This window comes from Chryseobacterium sp. GW823-FHT05E08, assembly GCF_058795655.1.
In genome coordinates this window covers 460,999-480,920 of the sequence record NZ_JBXAHY010000001.1, presented here as the reverse complement: position 1 = coordinate 480,920, position 19,922 = coordinate 460,999, and the positions used below count along the sequence as shown (strand labels likewise).

Genomic DNA, 19,922 nt, shown 5'->3' with positions numbered 1-19,922 from the left:
AGCTTCCGGAATTTTTTGTTTTAATATTTTTAATTTTCAAAAAAATCTACATCTTCGTTGCTTATTTTTACAACGTATTCAATTCCGTCGATCGCTTTTGAAATAATTTGGTTTCTGAGAATATTGGCCATATTTTCCCAATAAGCTCTTCCGTAGAAAGAATAATTTTGGGGAATAATTTCAACCTCAACGGTTCGCACGAAACCTTCTTTTGGTCGGTTACTGATCATAGTTCCTCTTTTTACTCTTACATCTTTTACTTCGTCTTTCAGAACCATTCTGCAATAGTTTTTAACGTCTTCCAAAGAAATAATCTTATCTCTTGTCGTCAAAGCGTATTTATAAGCCTGAATACTGTCGGTTCCTTTTTGCTCTTCAGATCCGCCGATACTTTCCGTTAAAAGTACCAACGACTGCGATTTTAACTGATTGGAAAGTTCCGTTCCCGGACGCATGTGATTGGCCAACGTGCAATGTGTAACCCAAAATGAGGCGTACGTATGATCCGTTTTCTCTACAGGCTCCATGATCACATAATTCAGTTCCTGTTTAATACTTCTTTTCGCATTATTCACTTTCTGAACCATTGATTTCATTTTGTCGGACATTTCGCTCAAGACACCTTTTACATTGTCTCTGTTTAAAAGTGAAAACGCTGCGATCTCATCTCTTGTCAGTTCCAACACATTTGCAATCATATCGACTGCATTTCTGTTGGTAAAACGTTCCATTCCGCCTTTTCGGACGGTGTACAACCCTTTCTTTAAATCATCTGCCGGAGTAAAAGGAATTTCCGTATATCTTCTTCCTTCTCCGTCCTGAACTTCATCAACGTAAAGGAAATGCTCGCCCTCATCCGTTACCAAAGGAATATTATTTCCCATAATATCCAGACTGTACTCTGTTTTTTTCCAGGCTCTGTTATAAATTGGAAAAGCATTTAAAACAAAAGAAAAATTATCTAAAATTTCAGCAGAAAACTGTGGTGGAAATTCAAACGTCAACCATAAATAACGTTTTCCTTCAATATGTTTTGAAATTTCATCTTTTTCTTCAAGGAAATCCAGATTTTGTGGAAGTTTTCCGGGTTCCGAAAAAAGACTGTCCGAAGTTCCTGTGATCTCAATGAATTTATGATGATAAATGCTTTTAATATCTTCAATCGTTTTTGTTCTGATCGACTGTTCACGAAACATCTGCTCATACCCTTCCGGCTGACTGCTTTTCAGATAAGATAAACCTTCTCTCACAAACAAAGGATTTCCATTGCTGGTAACTGTAATGTACGGCAACAGTTTGTAAACAAAATCCAAATGCTCGAAAGCTGGATTCGAACAGAAAATGCTTAAATATTTAGGAAAATTTTCGCTTGCATATTTGCTGACATTAATTCCGATGGTTACTTTTCTGTAATCCTCAGGTTTTCCCTGAAATCTTGAGATTGGAATTTTATTTAATCGATCATCAATACTGTAGCATGTATTTCCTACAAACATGATTGATGTCTGAGCTTTATTGATTCTCACATTCCCGATCGGTGTAAAAGGGATATTCACCTGTTTGTCCGACTCCGATTTTACCGTGGAAGTCATTTGCTTTTTGAAGAAAAACTCGGTATGCTCCAACAAAACTTCCGAAGATTCGTAAGGTTGTGTAAAGGCAACTGCGTGCGAAGGAATCGGGTGAGTATAAATGGACGGCGTCAATAATTTCGCCAGCTTTTCTAAAATGCGGGCGTTTACCGTCTGTATTTCGTTGTTTGCTTTAAAAACTTCTGTACTGAACGCATCGATCAGTAATTTAACGAAAGGATCCAATGACTGCGGACTTTTTAATCCCCAAACTTTGGTTGCGTTCTGAAGCATTCTTGCTTTTACAGATTCTTTGGAATAAATATTCTGGTCTAAATTCATAAATTCTAATTACAATAAAAATATTTAGTCGATAGACATCGGGCTCAAAAATAATTCTGTAGAAAAGCTGAAACGCTCTCCCGACTCTTCCATTTTTGCATTAATGGCGATTTTTACTTTTTTTTTGATTTCCGTATGTTCTTTTGTGTCGTAGTTGTGTTCTACAATTTGTATATGCGCATCGATCTGCGGCTGAACGATTCGGGGTTCATATTCCTGTATCTGTCTTTTGAGACTTTTGATAAAAATATTTTCCCAGACGGCACTTGTAACTCCATTATCGAATTCCAGATTCCAAACGTCGTTTCCGTAATTTTCATCATATCTGTTTTCGCCCTTTTTGGTGGTTATCAGCAACATGATGTTGTGGGCAATACTTTCACCCATGTCGCAGGTGTCGATACTTCCTCCCTCCGTCATTAATGTTGATGGAACAAAAGGCATTCTATAATTTGGTGTGTCCATGATTCAGCTTTATTTTTTACGTCATAGTCTTGTTTACTTAAAACGAAATACCAAATTAAACATTTTTCACGAAATAGAGTATTGTAATATTTTAAAATTGTTGTTTAAAATTCTTTCTGCATCGTTATTCAAACCTCATAGGTTTTAAAAACCTATGAGGTTTATCAAAAGACAAACAGTAGTTGAAATCATTACAGTCCTAGCCCTGATTGAAACGACATCCTTTTTTGTTGCGGCCGGAGCGAAGCGGAGGCCGTAATGAAAAAGATATAGTGGAAAGCGGGAAATAGCTCCTAAATATAAATAATGAGCAATTGGCAATGAGTAATAAAAAAAGCTGTCCGACTTAGTCAAACAGCTTTTGAAATTTATTCTTCTATTTTCTTGTTTCGATTGATAAAATAATAAACCGGAAGTCCGAGCAAGACCATTACGAATCCGGGCCAAGTATATTGTTGCTTGTAAATTAATAATAAAATACAAAAACCAGATCCAATAAGTAAATAAACGATCGGTGTAACCGGATATAACCACGTTTTATAAGGTCTTTCAAGATCAGGTTGCTTAAATCTTAAATAAATAACTCCAAAAACGGTTATCATGTAAAATAAAACGATCACGAATGAGATCATATCTAAAAGATTGCCGTATTGACCGCTTAAACACAGCAAACAAGCCCAAACTCCCTGCATCCATAGTGCATTAGCGGGAACTTCGTTTTTGTTGTTTTTTTCGGCCTGTTTGAAGAACATTCCGTCTTTAGCCATAGTTTGGAAAACTCTTGCTCCGGCTAAGATCAATCCATTATTACATCCGAAGGTAGAAACCATTACCAAAACGGCAATAATTACCGTACCTGCACTTCCGAAAATAAAGTGTGAAGCAGCAACCGCTACTCTATCATTTTCTGCAAAGGCGATCGCGTCTCTGTCTAAAGCATTTAAGTAAACATAATTCACTGCGATGTATAAAATCATTACGGCAGATGTTCCGTAAATCATAGATTTTACAACGTTTTTTTGGGGATTTTCAATTTCCCCCGAAACAAAGGTCACACTTTCCCAAGCCACAGAACTGAATACGGAACCTACCATTGCTGCTGCAATTCCGCCCAGTAGAGTCATTCCGCCGATAGGTTCCCAACCTTCTTTCAGGAAGTTTCCGAGAGCATCTTTTTTAAGATTGCTGAAAGAATCATATCCCAAGCTAAAATTTTCCGCCAAATGAGAGAAATCAACTAAAATAAATCCAGCAGCAATCAAGCCTAATATGGCTATGATTTTAGAACCTGTGAAAACATTTTGTAATATTTTTCCACTTTCAACACCTCTTGTATTAAAATAAGTCAATAAAATTATTGTTCCGATGGCTAAAATCTGTATCCAGGTGATTTTAAATTCTCCACTTTGAAAGATGGGTGCTGCATCATTAAGAGCAGGAACCAAATATGCCGTAAACTTTCCGAAAGCCATTGCCACCGCAGCGATTGTACCTGTCTGTATTACCGTAAATAATCCCCACCCGTACAAGAACCCCATCTTTTTACCGAAGATCTCTTTAAGATAGGTATATTGCCCTCCTGCTTTAGGAAATAAAGCTGATAGTTCACCATAGCTGATCGCTGCAGCCACCGTCATGATTCCCGTGATCACCCAAACAACGATAAGCCAATATCCCGAACCTAGATTCCGCATCATGTCGGCACTTACGATGAAGATTCCACTTCCGATCATGGAACCCATTACAAGCATGATGGCGTCCCAAAGTTTTAGTTTTTTTTGCATAGTCAAGTATAGGCGTCAAATATAAATAAATATGTGATTCGTTTCGGATTTTGTTTAAAATTAAGCTTAGTTGGAATGAAAAAGTATATTTATTGTTTTAAACGCAACGATCGCAAGGTTTTTTTGTAATAAATAGTTTTTATTTTTTTCGATCGCGAGGGCACTTCGTTCAGCAAATGATAGCAGTAAATAAATTATTTATTTATTCATTCATTATTTCTTTTAGTACAATGCTTGTTTGTGGATTAAACTTAAAAATTTCTCAAACACAAATGTGTTTCTTTAAACTAAATTTTATAGTTATCATTTGCTGAACGAAGTGCCCTCGCGATCGATTTTTTTTTCAAGATTAGTTTAAAATACCTTTGCGGATATTGCGTTAAAAAATGATATTCCAACAAATAGATTTATTTAAAATGAATTTAAACATGAGAAATGCTGACCTGTTTTTTATCAAGTTTTTAACGATTTCTGATTCAATATTTATTAGTATTTTTGGAAAAAATATTAAAAATGAAATTCAAAGCAATATTATTTGCAGTCGCTGTAAGTGCATCCACTTTAGCTTTTGCACAGGAGACAAAGAAATTCGGTCCACCTGCAGGAAATGCAGTAGTTGGTGATACTTACGGAAGCGCAGTTTCTTCCGGAGTGGAATCTAAAGCTATTTCTGTAGATAAATTAAGCAAAAAGCTTAAAAAAGAGAACAAAAAAGTAGAAAACGTAGCTATCAAAGGAAAAGTTGTTGATGTTTGTGATAAAAAAGGTTGTTGGTTAACGATCCAGACTGAAGATAATTCTCAGTTCTTCGTAAAAATGAAAGATTATGCATTTTTCGTTCCGACTGCTTTGAAAGGTAAAACTGTTGTGTTAGACGGAAGCGCTGAAAGAAAAGTAACTTCTATCGATGAGCAAAAACATTACGCAGAAGATGCTAAAAAACCTCAAGCTGAAATTGACGCGATTACGACTCCGAAAGAAGAGATCAGATTTGTAGCGAACGGAATTAAAGTTGTGAACTAATAATTCTAAAATTTTAAACGCAAAGTTTTATTTTTATGCCTCCAATTTTTAAGGAGCAAAGAATGGCAAATAAATTTGCTGATAAAGCGACGTCTAAAAAATTACATAAAACAAAAGCGGAACAAATTGTTCCGCTTTTTTTAGTCTTCTATTTTAAATCCTACTACAGCATCCAGTTTTGGATATTTAGTGGCAGAAATAAATTTCTTTCCGGTGCAGTCAATCTCGAGCCAGCCTTTTCTTTTCTTCACATCTCCGACTTCCATTACAAACGGTACAAAAGATATTTCGTCTTTTCCCTCCTCCATAATTTCGCGGTACTGAACAGCGACATCTAAAATACATTCATGATCGGTATTCAACTTTACATTTCTGTAAACGATATCGTAATGCGTTTCCTGATTTTCGGGAATTTCAAGATAAGCTTCCCAACCTGTAATATCAGAGTTTAATTCGCTGATTGCTTTTAGTGCATAATAGAATGCAATCGTATAATATTTTCTAGTTCCTTTTCTCGTGTAGTCATCTACAAAATGTCCGCCTTCAAATAAAATCGTAGGCATTCCTGCTTTGATGAAATTATCGCCTGTAGAAGTCGGATAAAATTCATCCGAATATCTACCAATCTGATTTGGAATTAATTCTTTCAGATGATGATAAACTTCCGCAATTACCGCCATGCATTTTTTTCTGTTTTCGGTAAGCGTACGTTCTACATTTTCCGAAGGTGCCAAAAATGATAAAGTCGCAGGATGGATTCCGTCTGTTGTAAAAATTGTTCTCTGCTCATGTAAATTCAGAGCGTAATCATATTTCTTTGAAGCAACAGCATTTTTCAGAAATTTAATCTCTTTACTCGACTCGTTATGGAAGTCTCTGTTAAGATCAATATCCGAAGCATTGAGCCTTGTCCATTTTTCAGAGCCGTCAGGATTTAGCATAAAAATAAAATCCAGTTTGATCTTACTGAAAAGTTCTTCCTTCAGTTCCGGAGCTTTATCTAAAGTGATCAACAAGTCTAACATGGCATGTGTAGCGTTCGACTCATTTCCGTGCATTTGTGACCAGGCCAGAATATTTATGTTTCCGGTTCCGATGCTTAGTTTATAAATAGGTTTTTCCAAATACGATTTTCCAATCTCCTGAATATAGTCTGCGAGATTCGTCTGTAAGTATGAAAATAATTTTTCAGGGGAAATATAGCGGTTTGGAAAATTAGGGTTTTCTAAATAGATCTGTTCAAAATTCATTGTGGAATAGTTTACAAGAGTCAAATTTAACCATTTTTAGTCAAAAAATAAAATTAACGTTTGTAAACTTATTAAACAATGTAAAATGACAGATTGTCTGTGGATAAAATTGTGGATTGTGGATAATTTAATTAAACATATTTAAATAACTTAAAGTCAGTCAATTATAAAATCTACTTAAATGTTATTTAGAACTTCACTTTAAGTGTGAAAAACCCTATTTATCAAGAAATGAGTGTAATTAACTTAAACATGTGGATAGTGGATAAGTATGTTAATTACTTTTTATATACAAATGTAAATTGTTAATTATTCAGAAAACTACCTTAAAAATCAGTGTTTAATTTGAATTAAATTAAAAGCGTAACTCGCTTTTAAATTTATTTAAAATAGGTTTTGTTGTTTAACTATAATTAAACACTAAAATGAGCCCATATTGGGTGTTTACGGAGGTAAAATAATCCAAAACATACATTTGTAATCAGTAAATATATACAAAATCAGGTATTTAGCTAATCTCCTACTCTATATGTTAAAATTATGAGCTGATGTTTAGATGAATCCTCCTTAATAGGTTATTTAATGGCCGATACAATGTTAAAACGGTCAATAATCAGCTTATTTCGCCTATTACTTTAGGTAAAATCTTAAAAAGTGAATTTTGCGGATAAAATGTTAAATAAAATTTGCGATTTAATTTTATCCATAATGTAAACATCTGATATTTAGTAAAATATATTAGTTTACAAATGTATTGTCAATAACTTTATTTTGATTTACATTTGTATTTTGCAATTGTAAATACTATCTTTACATTTGTAAAGTGATTAAAAGCTTATTTTATGAGTTTAAATGAAAGAATTTCCAAAGTTATAGAGTATTCAAAATTGACGTCTTCTGAATTTGCAGATGAGATCGATGTACAACGATCTTCTATTTCTCATGTTACTTCAGGAAGAAATAAACCGTCGTTAGAATTTATCATAAAAATAAAATCCCGATTTCCGGAGATTTTATGGGACTGGTTGGTGAACGGCGATGGCGAAATGCTGAAATCCGAATTACCAGAAACTAACGATTTGGAAGAATTAGAATTGGAAATCGACGAAGATAAAGCCAAGCCTACTTCACTTCCCGATCTGTTTACGATGATGAATAATGACGATGATTTTGGAGCAGATGAAACAGAAATTGAGCTTCCCAATGAGAGGCCTCAGGAATCTTTTATACCGCACCAAAGTGTACCTCAGGAGAAAATATTCGATTCTCAGCGATTAGAAAAATCTAATCAGCAAATACTTGATCAAGTAATTGGAAATCAATCTAATAAGATAAAACGTATTGTCCTGTTCTACGAAAACGGAAAATTTGAAAGTTTTGAGCCATAAAAAAGCCTGATCAAAGAAAATGATCAGGCAAAAAAATATTTGAAGAAGAAAACTAAAGCTAAAGCTTTATATTTTTCAGCTATTTAAAGTAAAATGAGCGTTCATTTTATTGCTTTTTTCATGTTGCTCAACTAAATTACAAAAAGTTTACGAACTTGACAATAAAATTTTTATTTTAATATTATATAATTAACATAATAAATTATTTAATACATATTATCAATTTAAACTATAGATAAAAAAATACCTCACAAAAAATGCGAGGTATTTATATTTTAAATGAAATTATTTCTTCTTTCTTCTGTCCAATTCTTTCTGAATAAGACCTAATTCCCGTCCTGTTTGCCCTGCTACAGAAGTGTTTTCTCTAGCTCTTCTCGTAAGATATGGAACAACATCTTTTACGGGTCCGTATGGAAGATATTTTGCTGCATTATAGCCTTTATCAGACAAATAGAATGTAATGTTATCACTCATTCCGTAAAGCTGTCCGAAATAGATATGAGGATTGTTATTATCAAGAGATTTAGCCTTCATTTTATCCATTACCAGCTCGGAAGAAACCTCGTTATGAGTCCCGAAAAACGCCGAAACTTTATCCAAATGATTCATTACAAAATCAATTCCTGCATTGTAATTTTTATCGGAAGCATCTTTATTTGGCTGGATTGGATCTGCATATCCTTTTTCTGCCGCTCTTGCTCTTTCCTTCTCCATATAAGCTCCACGAACGATCTTATATCCAATGAAATAATTCTTTTCTCTGGCTCTCTGAAGGTTTCCTTCCATGTATTCCAATCTGCCGGTTCTGTACATTTGGATTGTATTCCAAACAATAGGTTTTTCCTGATTGTACTTCTCCATCATCTCCTCACACAAGTGATCGGCTGCATCCTGCATCCAGGTTTCCTCGGCATCTACCATTACTTTTTTGTCGTGTTCATGGCAAAGTTTACATACTTCATCGAATCTTTTTACAACTCTTTCCCACTCTTCTTTTTGACTTGAAGTAAGCTCTGCATTCTTTCCAACAGCTTCATAAAGATCAATTCTACCGAAAGCCGTAGGCTTAAAAACGATAAAAGGAATCGCAGGATTTCCTACAGAAAATCTTACAATATCTTTAATTTCTTTGCAAACAGCATCAAATGTTTCTTCATCTTCTTTACCTTCAATTGAGTAATCGAAAATACTTCCAACACCTCTTTTGAAGAGCTGTTTCACGGCTTTCATACTTTCTTCACGCGTTTCTCCACCACAAAATTGATCAAACAAAGTGTTTTTTACAATTCCGGTAACGAAAGGGAAATTATTATGAACAGTGAAATTAAGGATAGAAGTTCCAAGACTTGTAAGAGCGGGCTGTTCAATCATTTTGAACATCCAGTACGCTTTTCTTAACTGTGCATCAGATTTATCTGCAAATGCAACTTTGGTATCGTTAAAAATGGGCATTCCTTTTTATTAAATTTAGTTTTGCAAAGGTAAGGATAACCTTAATCTTTTTCCAACATTTTCTGCTATATTTTACCTTCAATTCCGTTCAGAAGCATTGCAATGATTCCTACGAAAACCCAAAGTCTTAATATATTGATTGTCAAAAAATTACTTTTTCTTGAAGAATTTAAAAGTAAATAAATACAAAAGATGAAAACAAACAATCCACCAGAAAAATAATAAGCCATAAAACCGGAAATTCCTGTTCTGAGAATGAGTTTCATGGAAACTGCCATCGTAATAACCAGCAAAGAAATAATGATTCCTTTTGTTGTTTTCGTCTTAAAATAATTAGGAATTGTAGTATATCCAAAGGCTTTATCTACGCTTTTTGTGAGCGTGTCTTTTACAATATCAATGCATAAAAGCATCAAAAAAAGAAAGATCGCCATGAGCAAAACCTTCTTTGAAAAAGTTTCATAATAGACCATCATTCCGAAAAAAGGATATAGGGTAAGGCTTACAAAAGTGAGATTATTTAGTATTAAAACTCGACTTAATTTATGGCTGTAAAACCACATAAAAAACTGATAAACGACAAAAAAAACAAAGACATTATGTGAAATTGTCCATGCAACTCCCAAGGAAATGATGCTTAAAAACAAGTAAGCGTAAAGGAAATATTTCTGTTTTATGAAGCTTTGAACTCGTGTTCTGAACGGTTTTACGATATGATCTTTTTCAAAATCGTAGAATTGGTTGATAATTCCACCCGCCAAAATGGTTAAAACGGTACAGAAAATAATGCCGTGAACTTTAAAATCGAAGACAAATTTTCTGAAACTTTCATCCTGATTAAACAAGAAAAAGGTAGAAACATACAGTGCAAAAGTGAGCAGAATAGCCACAAAAAATCGTGCGCCCAAAAGAAAGCCCACGAATTGTGAAAATCTGTAAAATAGAGATTTTTGGACAAAGTTTTTTTGTTGGAAAGTTTCTTTTTCAGAATTCATTTCCAATACAATTAAAATCTGTAAATCACTTCTTTATGGAAGCCATCAAGCATTTTTTCAGCTTTTTCGTAGTCTTTAGTGAAACCTAAAATATAACCTCCACCTCCGCTTCCGCAAAGTTTTAAGTAATAAGCATTTGAGTCTAATCCTTTTTTCCAGACATTAAAAATACTTTCAGGAATCATCGGACGGAAATGTTCGTATGCCCAATGAGAAAGTTTCTTTAAATTCCTAAAGAAAGGATTCATATCTTTTTTAAGGAAAGCTTCGATACAAGCATTATTGTAACGGATAAACTCTTCTTTTAACGTTTTACGGAAACCTTCAGTCTTCATTTTTTCAAAGAAAATCTGAACCATTGGCCCTGTTTCGCCTGTCATTCCGGAATCAATTAAGAAAATTGCTCCTTTACCTTCCTGGCTTCTAGGAATCGCTACTTTATCTACACTTTCTTTACTTTCGATTAAAATCGGAAGATTCATGTAGCAGATAAGCGGATCAATTCCAGAGCTTTTTCCGTGAAAATAACTTTCCATTAAGCCAAAAACGCTTCTTAAATTTTTAAGTTCGTCTTTAGCAATGTTCTCAGGATTACGTTTTGTAATTGAATAACGTTCGAAAATAGCAGCAACTAGAGCACCTGAACTCCCTATTCCATATCCTTGAGGAATATTACTGTCGAAGAATAAACCTTTTGAAATCTCTTCCTTAAATGTTGAAACATTAATTTCAAAACCTTTCGGAAGCTCCAAATTCAGAAGATATTCTGCATATTTTGTAAGGTGTTCATTAGATTTCTTTTCAAAATCAGAATCCAATGCTGAGAACTTGAGGGTACCTTTATAGAAACTATAAGGTAATGTCAAACCTTGGGAATCTTCAATGATTCCGTATTCCCCGAACAAAAGAATTTTTGCGTAAAATAAAGGGTTTGTCATTATATAATAAATCTTTTTTGCAAAGTTAAAATTATTCTGCTCAGTATAAGCAAAATCCACGCCGAATTATAACTTATTTTAACAGAAAATTGATTCTTAGTATTTAATTAAATCTTAAAAACCTTATTTAATATCTTAAAGTTAGCAAAAAAACCTGACAAAATCAGGCTTTTCTTATTAATTATTCAAAAATTATTGTTTTATTAATTTCTTGGTTATGGTTTGGGTTTCTGTTTCTGTTTCTATGGAAACTACATAGTTTCCGGTTTGTATTGATGAAAGATTTACTTCTGTCTTATTTCCTTTTAATGAACCAGCAGATTTTATTAATCTTCCTGCTTCATCATATATTTTGTATGATTTTAATTTTTCTTTCGATGAAATTATAATCATTGTTTTTGCGGGATTTGGATAAATATCAACTGTATTGTCCTTTACATTTATATCTTCAACTTCTAAGTAACGGCATGTTAAATTTGCCTTCCATCCATTTCTTACACCTAGCTCATCAGAAAAAAACTCTACCGTTATAGCTCCTGTAGGATGTGTTGATGAAAATATACCCGGTAAAACCGTACCTGTTAAATCATTGCCATTTGGAAATAAGGGAGATCCTACCGGACCGTTATATATATACATATAATCTTTAAAACTTTCCAAATTAAATTCTGTAAAAATTAATCTTAATTTTGAATCAGTAAGAGGATAAAAAGTTTTAGTAAGCTTTTCATTGTTGCTATAGGTACCGGTAGTTCCTCCAGAATCTGTAAATTGTGTTCCTCCGCACCAATTTCCATCAGTTAAAACTGTTTGATATTTTTGATAAGCCGATGAACCGGAACACTCTGTTCCTATGTATAAATTATAATAAGTATTTGCATCAAGATTATTTAAGCTGAAAACACTAGAATTTGTAACTCCAGATTGAACAACAGTTCCATCTACCTTGGAGAGTTTATATTTCCAGGATAAAGAAACCCAATCTATGATAGAAATACTTATTGAATTTTGTGTAATATTAGTAAGAAGTACTTCATCAATCGTTTCTGAACAAGGAGAAATACAATTTGTACCCAGACATGATTTAGAGTTAACTGTATTTCTGATCAATTCAGCCGGTTGAGAACCAAATCCATTAGCGAAATTTACACCAACACCAGAAACTACTTGACAATAACTCATAATAGTTCCACCAGTAGCAGGTATTGGCCCAGAACAGACACTGCCTAAAGAGCCTGCTATTGCTCCACACCCATCAATAGCTGTATTATTGCCATTCCAAGCACAGGCATGTGTATGAGGAGATCCTAAAACATGTCCCATTTCATGTGCCGTAACATTAATATCCCAAGAGTATATTGGAAATTGATCATAACTAATGGTAACAGGCGAATAGCAATGTCTCCAACTAGTACAAAGAGTATTTATAGAAGCCAAACCTACATTAATAGGATATGCTATTAATTGCGCAACATCACCATTAAAAACAGGTCTTGTATTTCTAAATATATCCAAATTAGTATTAGTATCTCCAATATATGGATCCTGTGTTGTCCATACATAAATTTCACTTAGAGAAACTTTAATATCATCGTTATAATAGATTGTGGCAACACTATTATGAACAGCGGTAATCCAATTAATTGCTGAAGTTGTATTAGAACCAATATTCAGATACACCTTATTACTTATCTCGTAATATACTCTTACACAATTATCAGTTAAAGTTTTCTTGTTTGTTTTTCCGGGATCAAATGATATTTTTTGATTTATATTTTCCGGTAATTTATCTGCGTCACAAGCGAAATTATTTTGTACAGTTAATTTTGATTCTGAATAACTTACAAAATTATCTGAGTCTCTAAATTTTCCAAGAATAATATTCCCTGAACTCGGTGTTGAAATAATTCCTACCACATCATCTTGGAAAAAACTAAAAGATACGACAGAGTTATAATCTCCCTTTACAATTCCTTGATAATAAACCCCTGGAGTGTAGGGTACTATTTCATCCTTTTTTGTTTTTACTTTAAAATCAGATGTAAAAATTTCGTTTTTGTAAAGCTCAACAGTTATTTCTTTATCACCATCAAAGGGGAATGACAATTCAATAAACTCAGGCTTATCTTTCATTAGCTTTTTTAATTCTAATGATTTAACATTGAAAACTGTTGCGTCTGTCGCTGTTTTTCTGTAATCAATTATTTTATCAGAATTATTTAGTTCAAATAAATTATAATTAATTGATCTTTTGTTTTTCTCATATTCTGATATTCTTTTAGCAACAGGCTTTAGGTCTTGTGCAAAATTTAAAATAATCCAAAATAAAGTGCCAAATAGTAAAAATTTTCTTCCCATTATTAATTTTTACTATAAAAATATAAATAAAGATCAAATAATCATAATATATTAAACTATTTTCAATTAAATCTTAAAACTATTATTTAGTATTTTAAAATCAGCAAAAAAGCCTGAAATCATCAGGCTTTTAATTTAATAACTATTGTTTTATTAATTTCTTGCTTACAGTTTGTTTTTCTGTTTCTATGGAAATTACGTAATTTCCTGTTTGGATTAAGGAAAGGCTTACCTCAGTTTTATTACCTTTTAATGAACCTGCAGAACTTACTAATCTTCCAGCTTCATCATAAATTTTATAGGATTTTAATTTTTCTTTTGAAGAAATTACAATCATTGTTTTCGCAGGATTAGGATAAATATCTATTGTATTATCTTTTATAGCTATATCCTCTACTCCCAGAAATTTACATGTAACATTGGCTTTCCAACCGTTTCTTACACCTGACTCATTGGAGAAAAATTCTACTGTAATAGCACCAGTAGGATGCGTAGACACAAATATAGATGGTAAAACCGTACCTGTTAAATCATTACCATTGGGAAATACTGGTGAACCTATCGGCCCATTATATACATACATGTAATCTTTAAAGCTTTCTAAATTAAATTCTGTAAATGTTAATCTTAACATCGAATTAGAAAGAGGATAAAAAGTTTTAATAAGCTTTTCATTATTACTATACGTTCCGGAAATACCGCCAGAATCTGTAAATAAGGAGCCTCCACACCAATTTCCATCAGTTAAAACTGTCTGATATTTTTGATAAGCAGATGCACTAGAGCATGCCGTTCCTATATATAAATTGTAATAAGAATTTGCATCAAGATTATTCAAACTGAAAATACTAGAATTAGTAATTCCGGATTCAATAACTGTTCCATCAACCTTGGAAAGTTTATATTTCCATGATGTTGAAACTCCATCTATAATAGAGATAGTCATAGAATTTTGAGTTATGTTTGTAAGAATTACTTCATCTATCGTCTCTGCACAGGAAGAAATACAGTCTGTACCTAAGCAGGATCTAGAATTAATTATATTTCTTATTAGTTCAGCCGGTTGAAAGCCAAATCCATTAACGAAATTTATTCCAATACTAGGAATTTGATGGCAATAACTCATAATAGTACCGCCATTACTAGGCATTGGACCTGGACAAGCACTTCCCAGAGAACCAACTAATGCACCACAGCCATCAATAGCAGTATTATTACCATTCCATGCACATGCATGAGTATGAGGCGAGCCTAAACCGTGTCCCAATTCATGCGCTGTAACATTAATACTCCATGAATATAAAGGAAATTGAGCGTAATTCACACTTACCGGAGCATAACAAAACTTTAAATTCGAACAAAGTGAATCTATAAAAGCCAATCCCGAAGCCACTGGAGCGGCTATCAATTCTGCAATATCACCATTAAAAACTGGTCTAGTATTTCTAAACATATCTAAATTTGTATAATGATCTCCGATATAAGGATCTTGAGTAGTCCATACATAGATTTCGCTTAGAGCGATTTTAATATCATCGTTATAATAAATAGTAGCTATACTATTATGGAGCGCAGTCATCCAATTAATTGTTGCAGTTGTATTAGAGCCATTACTTTCGTAAACTTTCTTGGTTAGCTCATAAAACACTCTGACACAATTATCCGTTAAGGTTTTCTTATTGGTTTTTCCCAGATCAAATTTTATTTTCAGATTTGTATTTTCCGGTAATTCATCAACTTCACAAGTAAAATTATTTTTTATTGTTAATTTAGACTCTGAATAACTCACAAAATTGTTTGAATCTCTAAGTTTTCCAAGAACTACATTTCCCAGATTCAAGGTTGATACAACTCCAACTACATCATCATTAAAAAAACTAAAAGATACGACAGAGTTATAATCACCTTTTACAATTCCTTGATAATAAACTCCTGGAGTGTAAGATACTATTTCATCCTTTTTTGTTTTTACTTTAAAATCAGATGTAAAAATTTCGTTTTTGTAAAGCTCAACAGTTATTTCTTTATCACCATCAAAGGGGAATGACAATTCAATAAATTCAAGTTTATCTTTCATTAGTTTTTTTAATTCTAATGATTTAACATCAAAAACTGTTGCGTCTGTTGCTGTTTTTCTGTAATCAATTATTTTACTAGAATTATTTAGTTCAAATAAATCATAATTAATTGATTTATTGTTTTTCTCATATTCTGATATTCTTTTAGCAACAGGCTTTAAGTCTTGTGCAAAATTTAAAACAATCCAAAATAAAGCACCAAATAGTAAAAATTTTCTTTTCATTATTAATTTTTTATTATAAAAGTATAAATAAAGATCAAATAATCAGAATATATTAAACTATTTTTAATTAAATCTTAAAACTATTATTTATTAGTTTAAAATCAGCAAAAAAGCCTGAAATCATCAGGCTTTTAATTTAATAACTATTGTTTTTATTAATTTCTTGGTTAGGATTTACTTTTATTTTTAACTTTTATGAGAATCAATTTTTAAGAAACGTATTAAAATTGCTCCTACTGCAAAGAATCCGGACATTGCAATAAAGGCATACTGCATATTTCCAAACTTTTGAATAAGCACACTGAATATTAGCATTCCACAGATAATCGCAAGCTTTTCCAGAACGTCATAGAAACTGAAAAACGTTGTGTTTTCCATAGAATTTTCAGGTAATAATTTGGAATAAGTAGATCTCGACATTGCCTGCAAACCACCCATTACCAAGCCAATAAGCGCCGCTAAACCATAAAACTGATATTGAAGATTCGGATTTTCTTTATTTAATGAGAATGCAGAAAGACAACAAACGATCCAAATAACTACAGCAATGGTAATCACGTTTTTGTTTCCGATCTTTTTTGAAATTTTTGAGAATAAAAATGCTCCAAAAATAGCGATGATTTGTATAACTAAAATAGTAATGATTAATTTATACTTTTCATCCTGTTTAGGGAAAATTACATTACTTCCAAATGGGGTTGCCATTAAAAATATGGTCTGCATTCCAACACTGTAAAAGAAGAAACTTGATAGGAAAAACTTCAAGCTTTTATCTGCGAAAAGTTTATTTCCGACTCTAAATAGCTCTCTAAAACTTTCCTTAGCAATATCTTTATAAAAGCTGATGTTATCTTTTAAAACTTCAAGAAATCCACCTTGCTCTTCGTGTTTTTTGAAGATGTTTTTATAATTTAATAATACTAAATCTTTTGGAAGTTTCTCTTCTCTAACATCTCCAAATTGAGGTAAATGTTTAAAAGTATATTGAGAAAAACCAAACCACCAAGCTCCTGTTAATAAGAAACTAATTCGGATAAATATATTCTGCTGATGTGCACCTTTAGCAACAACCTGTATTAAAACCAAACAAATGATAAGCAATACAACCGACCCGACATAACCGTAAATATATCCTTTTGCAGAGAGTGAATCCTGCTTTTCCGGTGTTGCAATATCCGGTAAAAATGAGTTGTAAAACACAAGACTACCCCAGAATCCGACACTCGCCGTTACACTGAAAAGAAGTCCTAAAAAGAAATTGTGCATTCCCGTAAACATCGCCAATCCCATACAAGAAGTAGCTCCCAAATAACAGAAAAACTGTAAAAAAGATTTTTTATTACCAATTGTATCTGCCAAAGAAGACAGAAATGGAGATAATAAAACGACTAAGAAGAATGACAAAGCATAAGAAAAACTCAGAACAGCATCCGGTTCATAAGTTTCTCCAAATATTTTTATCATCGTTCTCACAGGAATTTCCTGAACTTCACCTGCCGCCGCAACATATTCCTTTTTGTTGTAAGCAGTGGTAAGAATTGTGTAATAAATAGGAAATATTGCAGAGGTAATTACCAAAGAGTAAACAGAATTGGCCCAGTCATAGACTGCCCAGGCTTTCATAATCTTTGGATTATTCTTAATATTTTGTGATGGTTGATTCCCTGTTTCAGACATTTATAATAGTATTAATTTAGCAAAAATAAAAAAACCATTAAGAAATTGATAACAATTTAAAAAAATTATCAAATCCTTAATGGTTGTAAATATACTTTAAAAAGTATTATAAATTCTCAATAACAATTGCAGATGCACCACCGCCTCCATTACAGATCGCTGCAGCACCATATTTTGCATTGTTTTGCTTTAAAACATTAATCAAAGTAACAATAATTCTAGAACCTGAACTTCCAAGTGGGTGTCCTAAAGCTACCGCACCACCGTTCACGTTTACTTTAGCAGCATCTAATCCTAAAATTTTGTTGTTTGCTAAACCTACCACAGAGAAAGCTTCATTAAATTCGAAGAAATCAATATCAGCAAGCGTTAAACCAGCTTTTTTAAGAGCAATTGGTAAAGCTTTTGAAGGTGCAGTTGTAAAGTTTTCAGGCTCGTGAGCAGCATCAGCATAAGAAACAATTCTCGCTAAAGGCTTAAGACCTAATTCTTCCATTTTTTCTTTAGAAACAAGAATCAATGCAGAAGCACCGTCATTTAGAGTAGATGCATTAGCTGCAGTTACCGTTCCTTCTTCTTTTTTGAATACTGTTGGAAGTGTAGGTAGTCTGTCGAAATTTACCGCTTTGTATTCTTCATCTTCAGCGAAAATAATAGGATCTCCTTTTCTTTGAGGAATTGATACAGGAACAACCTCATCAGCAAATTTCCCTTCGCTCCAAGCTTTTGCAGATCTTTTGTAAGATTCTATAGCGAAATTATCTTGTTCTTCTCTTGTAATATTGTAGTCAGTTGCACATTTTTCAGCACAAACTCCCATGTGAACTTTGTTGTAAACGTCTGTAAGACCGTCTAGAACCATTCCGTCCAACATTTTAACGTCTCCTAATTTTGTAGCGTTTCTTGCATTGTAATAATGAGGAACTGAAGACATGTTTTCCATACCTCCCGCAACAATTACGTCTGCATCACCAGCTTTGATCGCCTGTGCAGCCATACTTACCGCTTTCATTCCTGAAGCACAAACTTTATTGATCGTTGTAGCGATCGTTTCATTTGAAAGTCCCGCTCCTAAAGCAACCTGACGAGCCGGAGCCTGTCCTTCACCTGCCTGTAAAACATTCCCCATATAGATTTCCTGAACGTTTTTAGGATCAAGGTTAATTTTATCTAATGCTCCTTTTACTGCAGCCGATCCCAACTTTGTAGCCGGAACAGTTGATAAACTTCCTAAGAAACTCCCCATTGGTGTTCTTACTGCGGAAACGATGAATACTTCTTTCATGTGTATATCTTTATTTTTTCTATTTTTTATAAACCCTTTCGAGCTAACTTTCTATTTTACTTTAATTAGAACAAGATCAAATTGATCCTGATCAATCTTTGTTTGAATTTTTAAATAATTATCCTGAGTTGCAAGAACCTTATTACTGAAAACATCTCCTACTTTTATAGGGTTGGTTGCATCTGTTTTCTCAAGTACAATTGATTTATAGTTGCAGTCATCAACAAAAACCATTGTAGACTTTATAAAATCTTTTCCATCATTAAAATATTCTGTCTGAACATTATCTTTCACCGTCATATACCACAGGCTTTGAGGGTAATTAGATCGTAAAAATGTTCCTTCCTTTATATTATTACATTTGGCAGGATTATCTATAGTTTTTTGCTGTACGACTTCTTTTTTCTTAGTGTCAGTTGTTTTCTTTTGAGCGTTTATTTGGGAAACACCCAAAAACAATATTGCAACTGAGATTGTTTTTATGTACTTCATATCTGTGTGTTATTTTACTTTATTATTTTTTGCAAAAATCATTAGGAAAGCCCCTAAAAATTCAATTGCCCAACCCCACTTTAGCTTTACAACCCCAGCGAAAGTTTCTCTCCAAGATTTAAACGGCAGAAAGCTGAAATAATCTAAAGACTGAACTTTAATGGCAATCAAACTAAGGATGAATAAAAGGATTAAAAGAACCGCAAAACTTCTTACGATTTTCGCACTATTATTCACGATCCCGAAAAGGGCGCAGGCAGAGAGAACCCAGCATGCAATGGCCAGAAAATGGTCTAGTTTCCAGTAATTCCAATTACCAATAATCGGAACATGGACCAAGGGTAAAAAACTACCCACAACCACCAATAACAATCCTAATAACTGAATATTTTTCATAATTCTTAAAGTGCCAAAATACAAAAAAAAACACACTTTATATCAGTGTGTTTTAAAAACAAATTATTTGCATACAAACATTTGTTAGTTTCAAAATAAATATTATAATTTTAAATATTTCACAATAAAAACATTATTTTATTATTTAATTAAAAATTAACATTAAAGATTTTAACATCTACTTTTAAGCCATATTTCTTC

15 protein-coding genes are annotated in these 19,922 nt (G+C 32.9%); 2 read left to right on the top strand and 13 right to left on the bottom strand.

Going from position 1 to position 19,922, the window contains the following annotated elements:
- Positions 1-29 precede the first annotated feature (29 nt).
- From AC1Q7L_RS02235 to AC1Q7L_RS02225, 3 genes are all read right to left on the bottom strand, one after another.
- A complete protein-coding gene (locus tag AC1Q7L_RS02235; RefSeq protein WP_492305608.1) occupies positions 30-1,913 on the bottom strand; it encodes a type VI secretion system baseplate subunit TssF in 1,884 nt (627 codons plus the stop codon).
- Between the two features lie 24 nt (positions 1,914-1,937).
- On the bottom strand, positions 1,938-2,378 hold the full coding sequence (locus AC1Q7L_RS02230; RefSeq protein WP_410690671.1) for a GPW/gp25 family protein: 441 nt from the start codon (positions 2,376-2,378) through the stop codon (positions 1,938-1,940).
- Positions 2,379-2,746: 368 nt separating this feature from the next.
- Positions 2,747-4,162 (bottom strand): APC family permease, encoded by a 1,416-nt coding sequence (locus AC1Q7L_RS02225; RefSeq protein ID WP_492305609.1) that lies wholly within the window; start codon positions 4,160-4,162, stop codon positions 2,747-2,749.
- 513 nt (positions 4,163-4,675) lie between these two features.
- Here AC1Q7L_RS02225 and AC1Q7L_RS02220 point away from each other — a divergent pair.
- Positions 4,676-5,185, top strand: a complete 510-nt coding sequence (locus AC1Q7L_RS02220; RefSeq protein WP_066758175.1) for a DUF4920 domain-containing protein — start codon at positions 4,676-4,678, stop codon at positions 5,183-5,185.
- Positions 5,186-5,325: 140 nt separating this feature from the next.
- Here the strand turns inward: AC1Q7L_RS02220 and AC1Q7L_RS02215 are convergent, their stop codons facing one another.
- Positions 5,326-6,435 carry a M14 family zinc carboxypeptidase gene (locus AC1Q7L_RS02215; protein WP_492305610.1) on the bottom strand — a complete coding sequence of 370 codons (1,110 nt, stop codon included), beginning with the start codon at positions 6,433-6,435 and terminating at the stop codon, positions 5,326-5,328.
- Between the two features lie 842 nt (positions 6,436-7,277).
- Here AC1Q7L_RS02215 and AC1Q7L_RS02210 point away from each other — a divergent pair.
- The gene (locus AC1Q7L_RS02210; protein ID WP_492305611.1) at positions 7,278-7,823 is read left to right on the top strand and encodes a helix-turn-helix domain-containing protein; all 546 of its coding nucleotides are present in this window, start codon (positions 7,278-7,280) and stop codon (positions 7,821-7,823) included.
- Between the two features lie 285 nt (positions 7,824-8,108).
- Here the strand turns inward: AC1Q7L_RS02210 and AC1Q7L_RS02205 are convergent, their stop codons facing one another.
- From AC1Q7L_RS02205 to AC1Q7L_RS02165, 9 genes are all read right to left on the bottom strand, one after another.
- Positions 8,109-9,278, bottom strand: coding sequence for a proline dehydrogenase family protein (locus AC1Q7L_RS02205; RefSeq protein ID WP_492305612.1), 1,170 nt, complete (start codon positions 9,276-9,278; stop codon positions 8,109-8,111).
- Between the two features lie 65 nt (positions 9,279-9,343).
- Positions 9,344-10,273, bottom strand: coding sequence for a UbiA family prenyltransferase (locus tag AC1Q7L_RS02200; protein WP_492305613.1), 930 nt, complete (start codon positions 10,271-10,273; stop codon positions 9,344-9,346).
- A gap of 11 nt (positions 10,274-10,284) precedes the next feature.
- Positions 10,285-11,211 (bottom strand): mevalonate kinase family protein, encoded by a 927-nt coding sequence (locus AC1Q7L_RS02195; protein ID WP_410690679.1) that lies wholly within the window; start codon positions 11,209-11,211, stop codon positions 10,285-10,287.
- Between the two features lie 192 nt (positions 11,212-11,403).
- Complete coding sequence (locus AC1Q7L_RS02190) at positions 11,404-13,569, bottom strand: T9SS type A sorting domain-containing protein (protein ID WP_492305614.1); 2,166 nt, start codon at positions 13,567-13,569, stop codon at positions 11,404-11,406.
- 142 nt (positions 13,570-13,711) lie between these two features.
- Complete coding sequence (locus AC1Q7L_RS02185) at positions 13,712-15,871, bottom strand: T9SS type A sorting domain-containing protein (protein WP_492305615.1); 2,160 nt, start codon at positions 15,869-15,871, stop codon at positions 13,712-13,714.
- Between the two features lie 186 nt (positions 15,872-16,057).
- Entirely contained in the window at positions 16,058-17,548 is a 1,491-nt protein-coding gene (locus AC1Q7L_RS02180) for an MFS transporter (protein ID WP_492305616.1), read from the bottom strand.
- A 106-nt stretch (positions 17,549-17,654) separates the two neighbouring features.
- Positions 17,655-18,833 carry an acetyl-CoA C-acyltransferase gene (locus AC1Q7L_RS02175; RefSeq protein ID WP_492305617.1) on the bottom strand — a complete coding sequence of 393 codons (1,179 nt, stop codon included), beginning with the start codon at positions 18,831-18,833 and terminating at the stop codon, positions 17,655-17,657.
- Positions 18,834-18,884: 51 nt separating this feature from the next.
- Positions 18,885-19,325 carry a hypothetical protein gene (locus tag AC1Q7L_RS02170; protein WP_492305618.1) on the bottom strand — a complete coding sequence of 147 codons (441 nt, stop codon included), beginning with the start codon at positions 19,323-19,325 and terminating at the stop codon, positions 18,885-18,887.
- Positions 19,326-19,334: 9 nt separating this feature from the next.
- Entirely contained in the window at positions 19,335-19,721 is a 387-nt protein-coding gene (locus AC1Q7L_RS02165; protein ID WP_066758150.1) for a hypothetical protein, read from the bottom strand.
- Between the last annotated feature and the right edge of the window lie 201 nt (positions 19,722-19,922).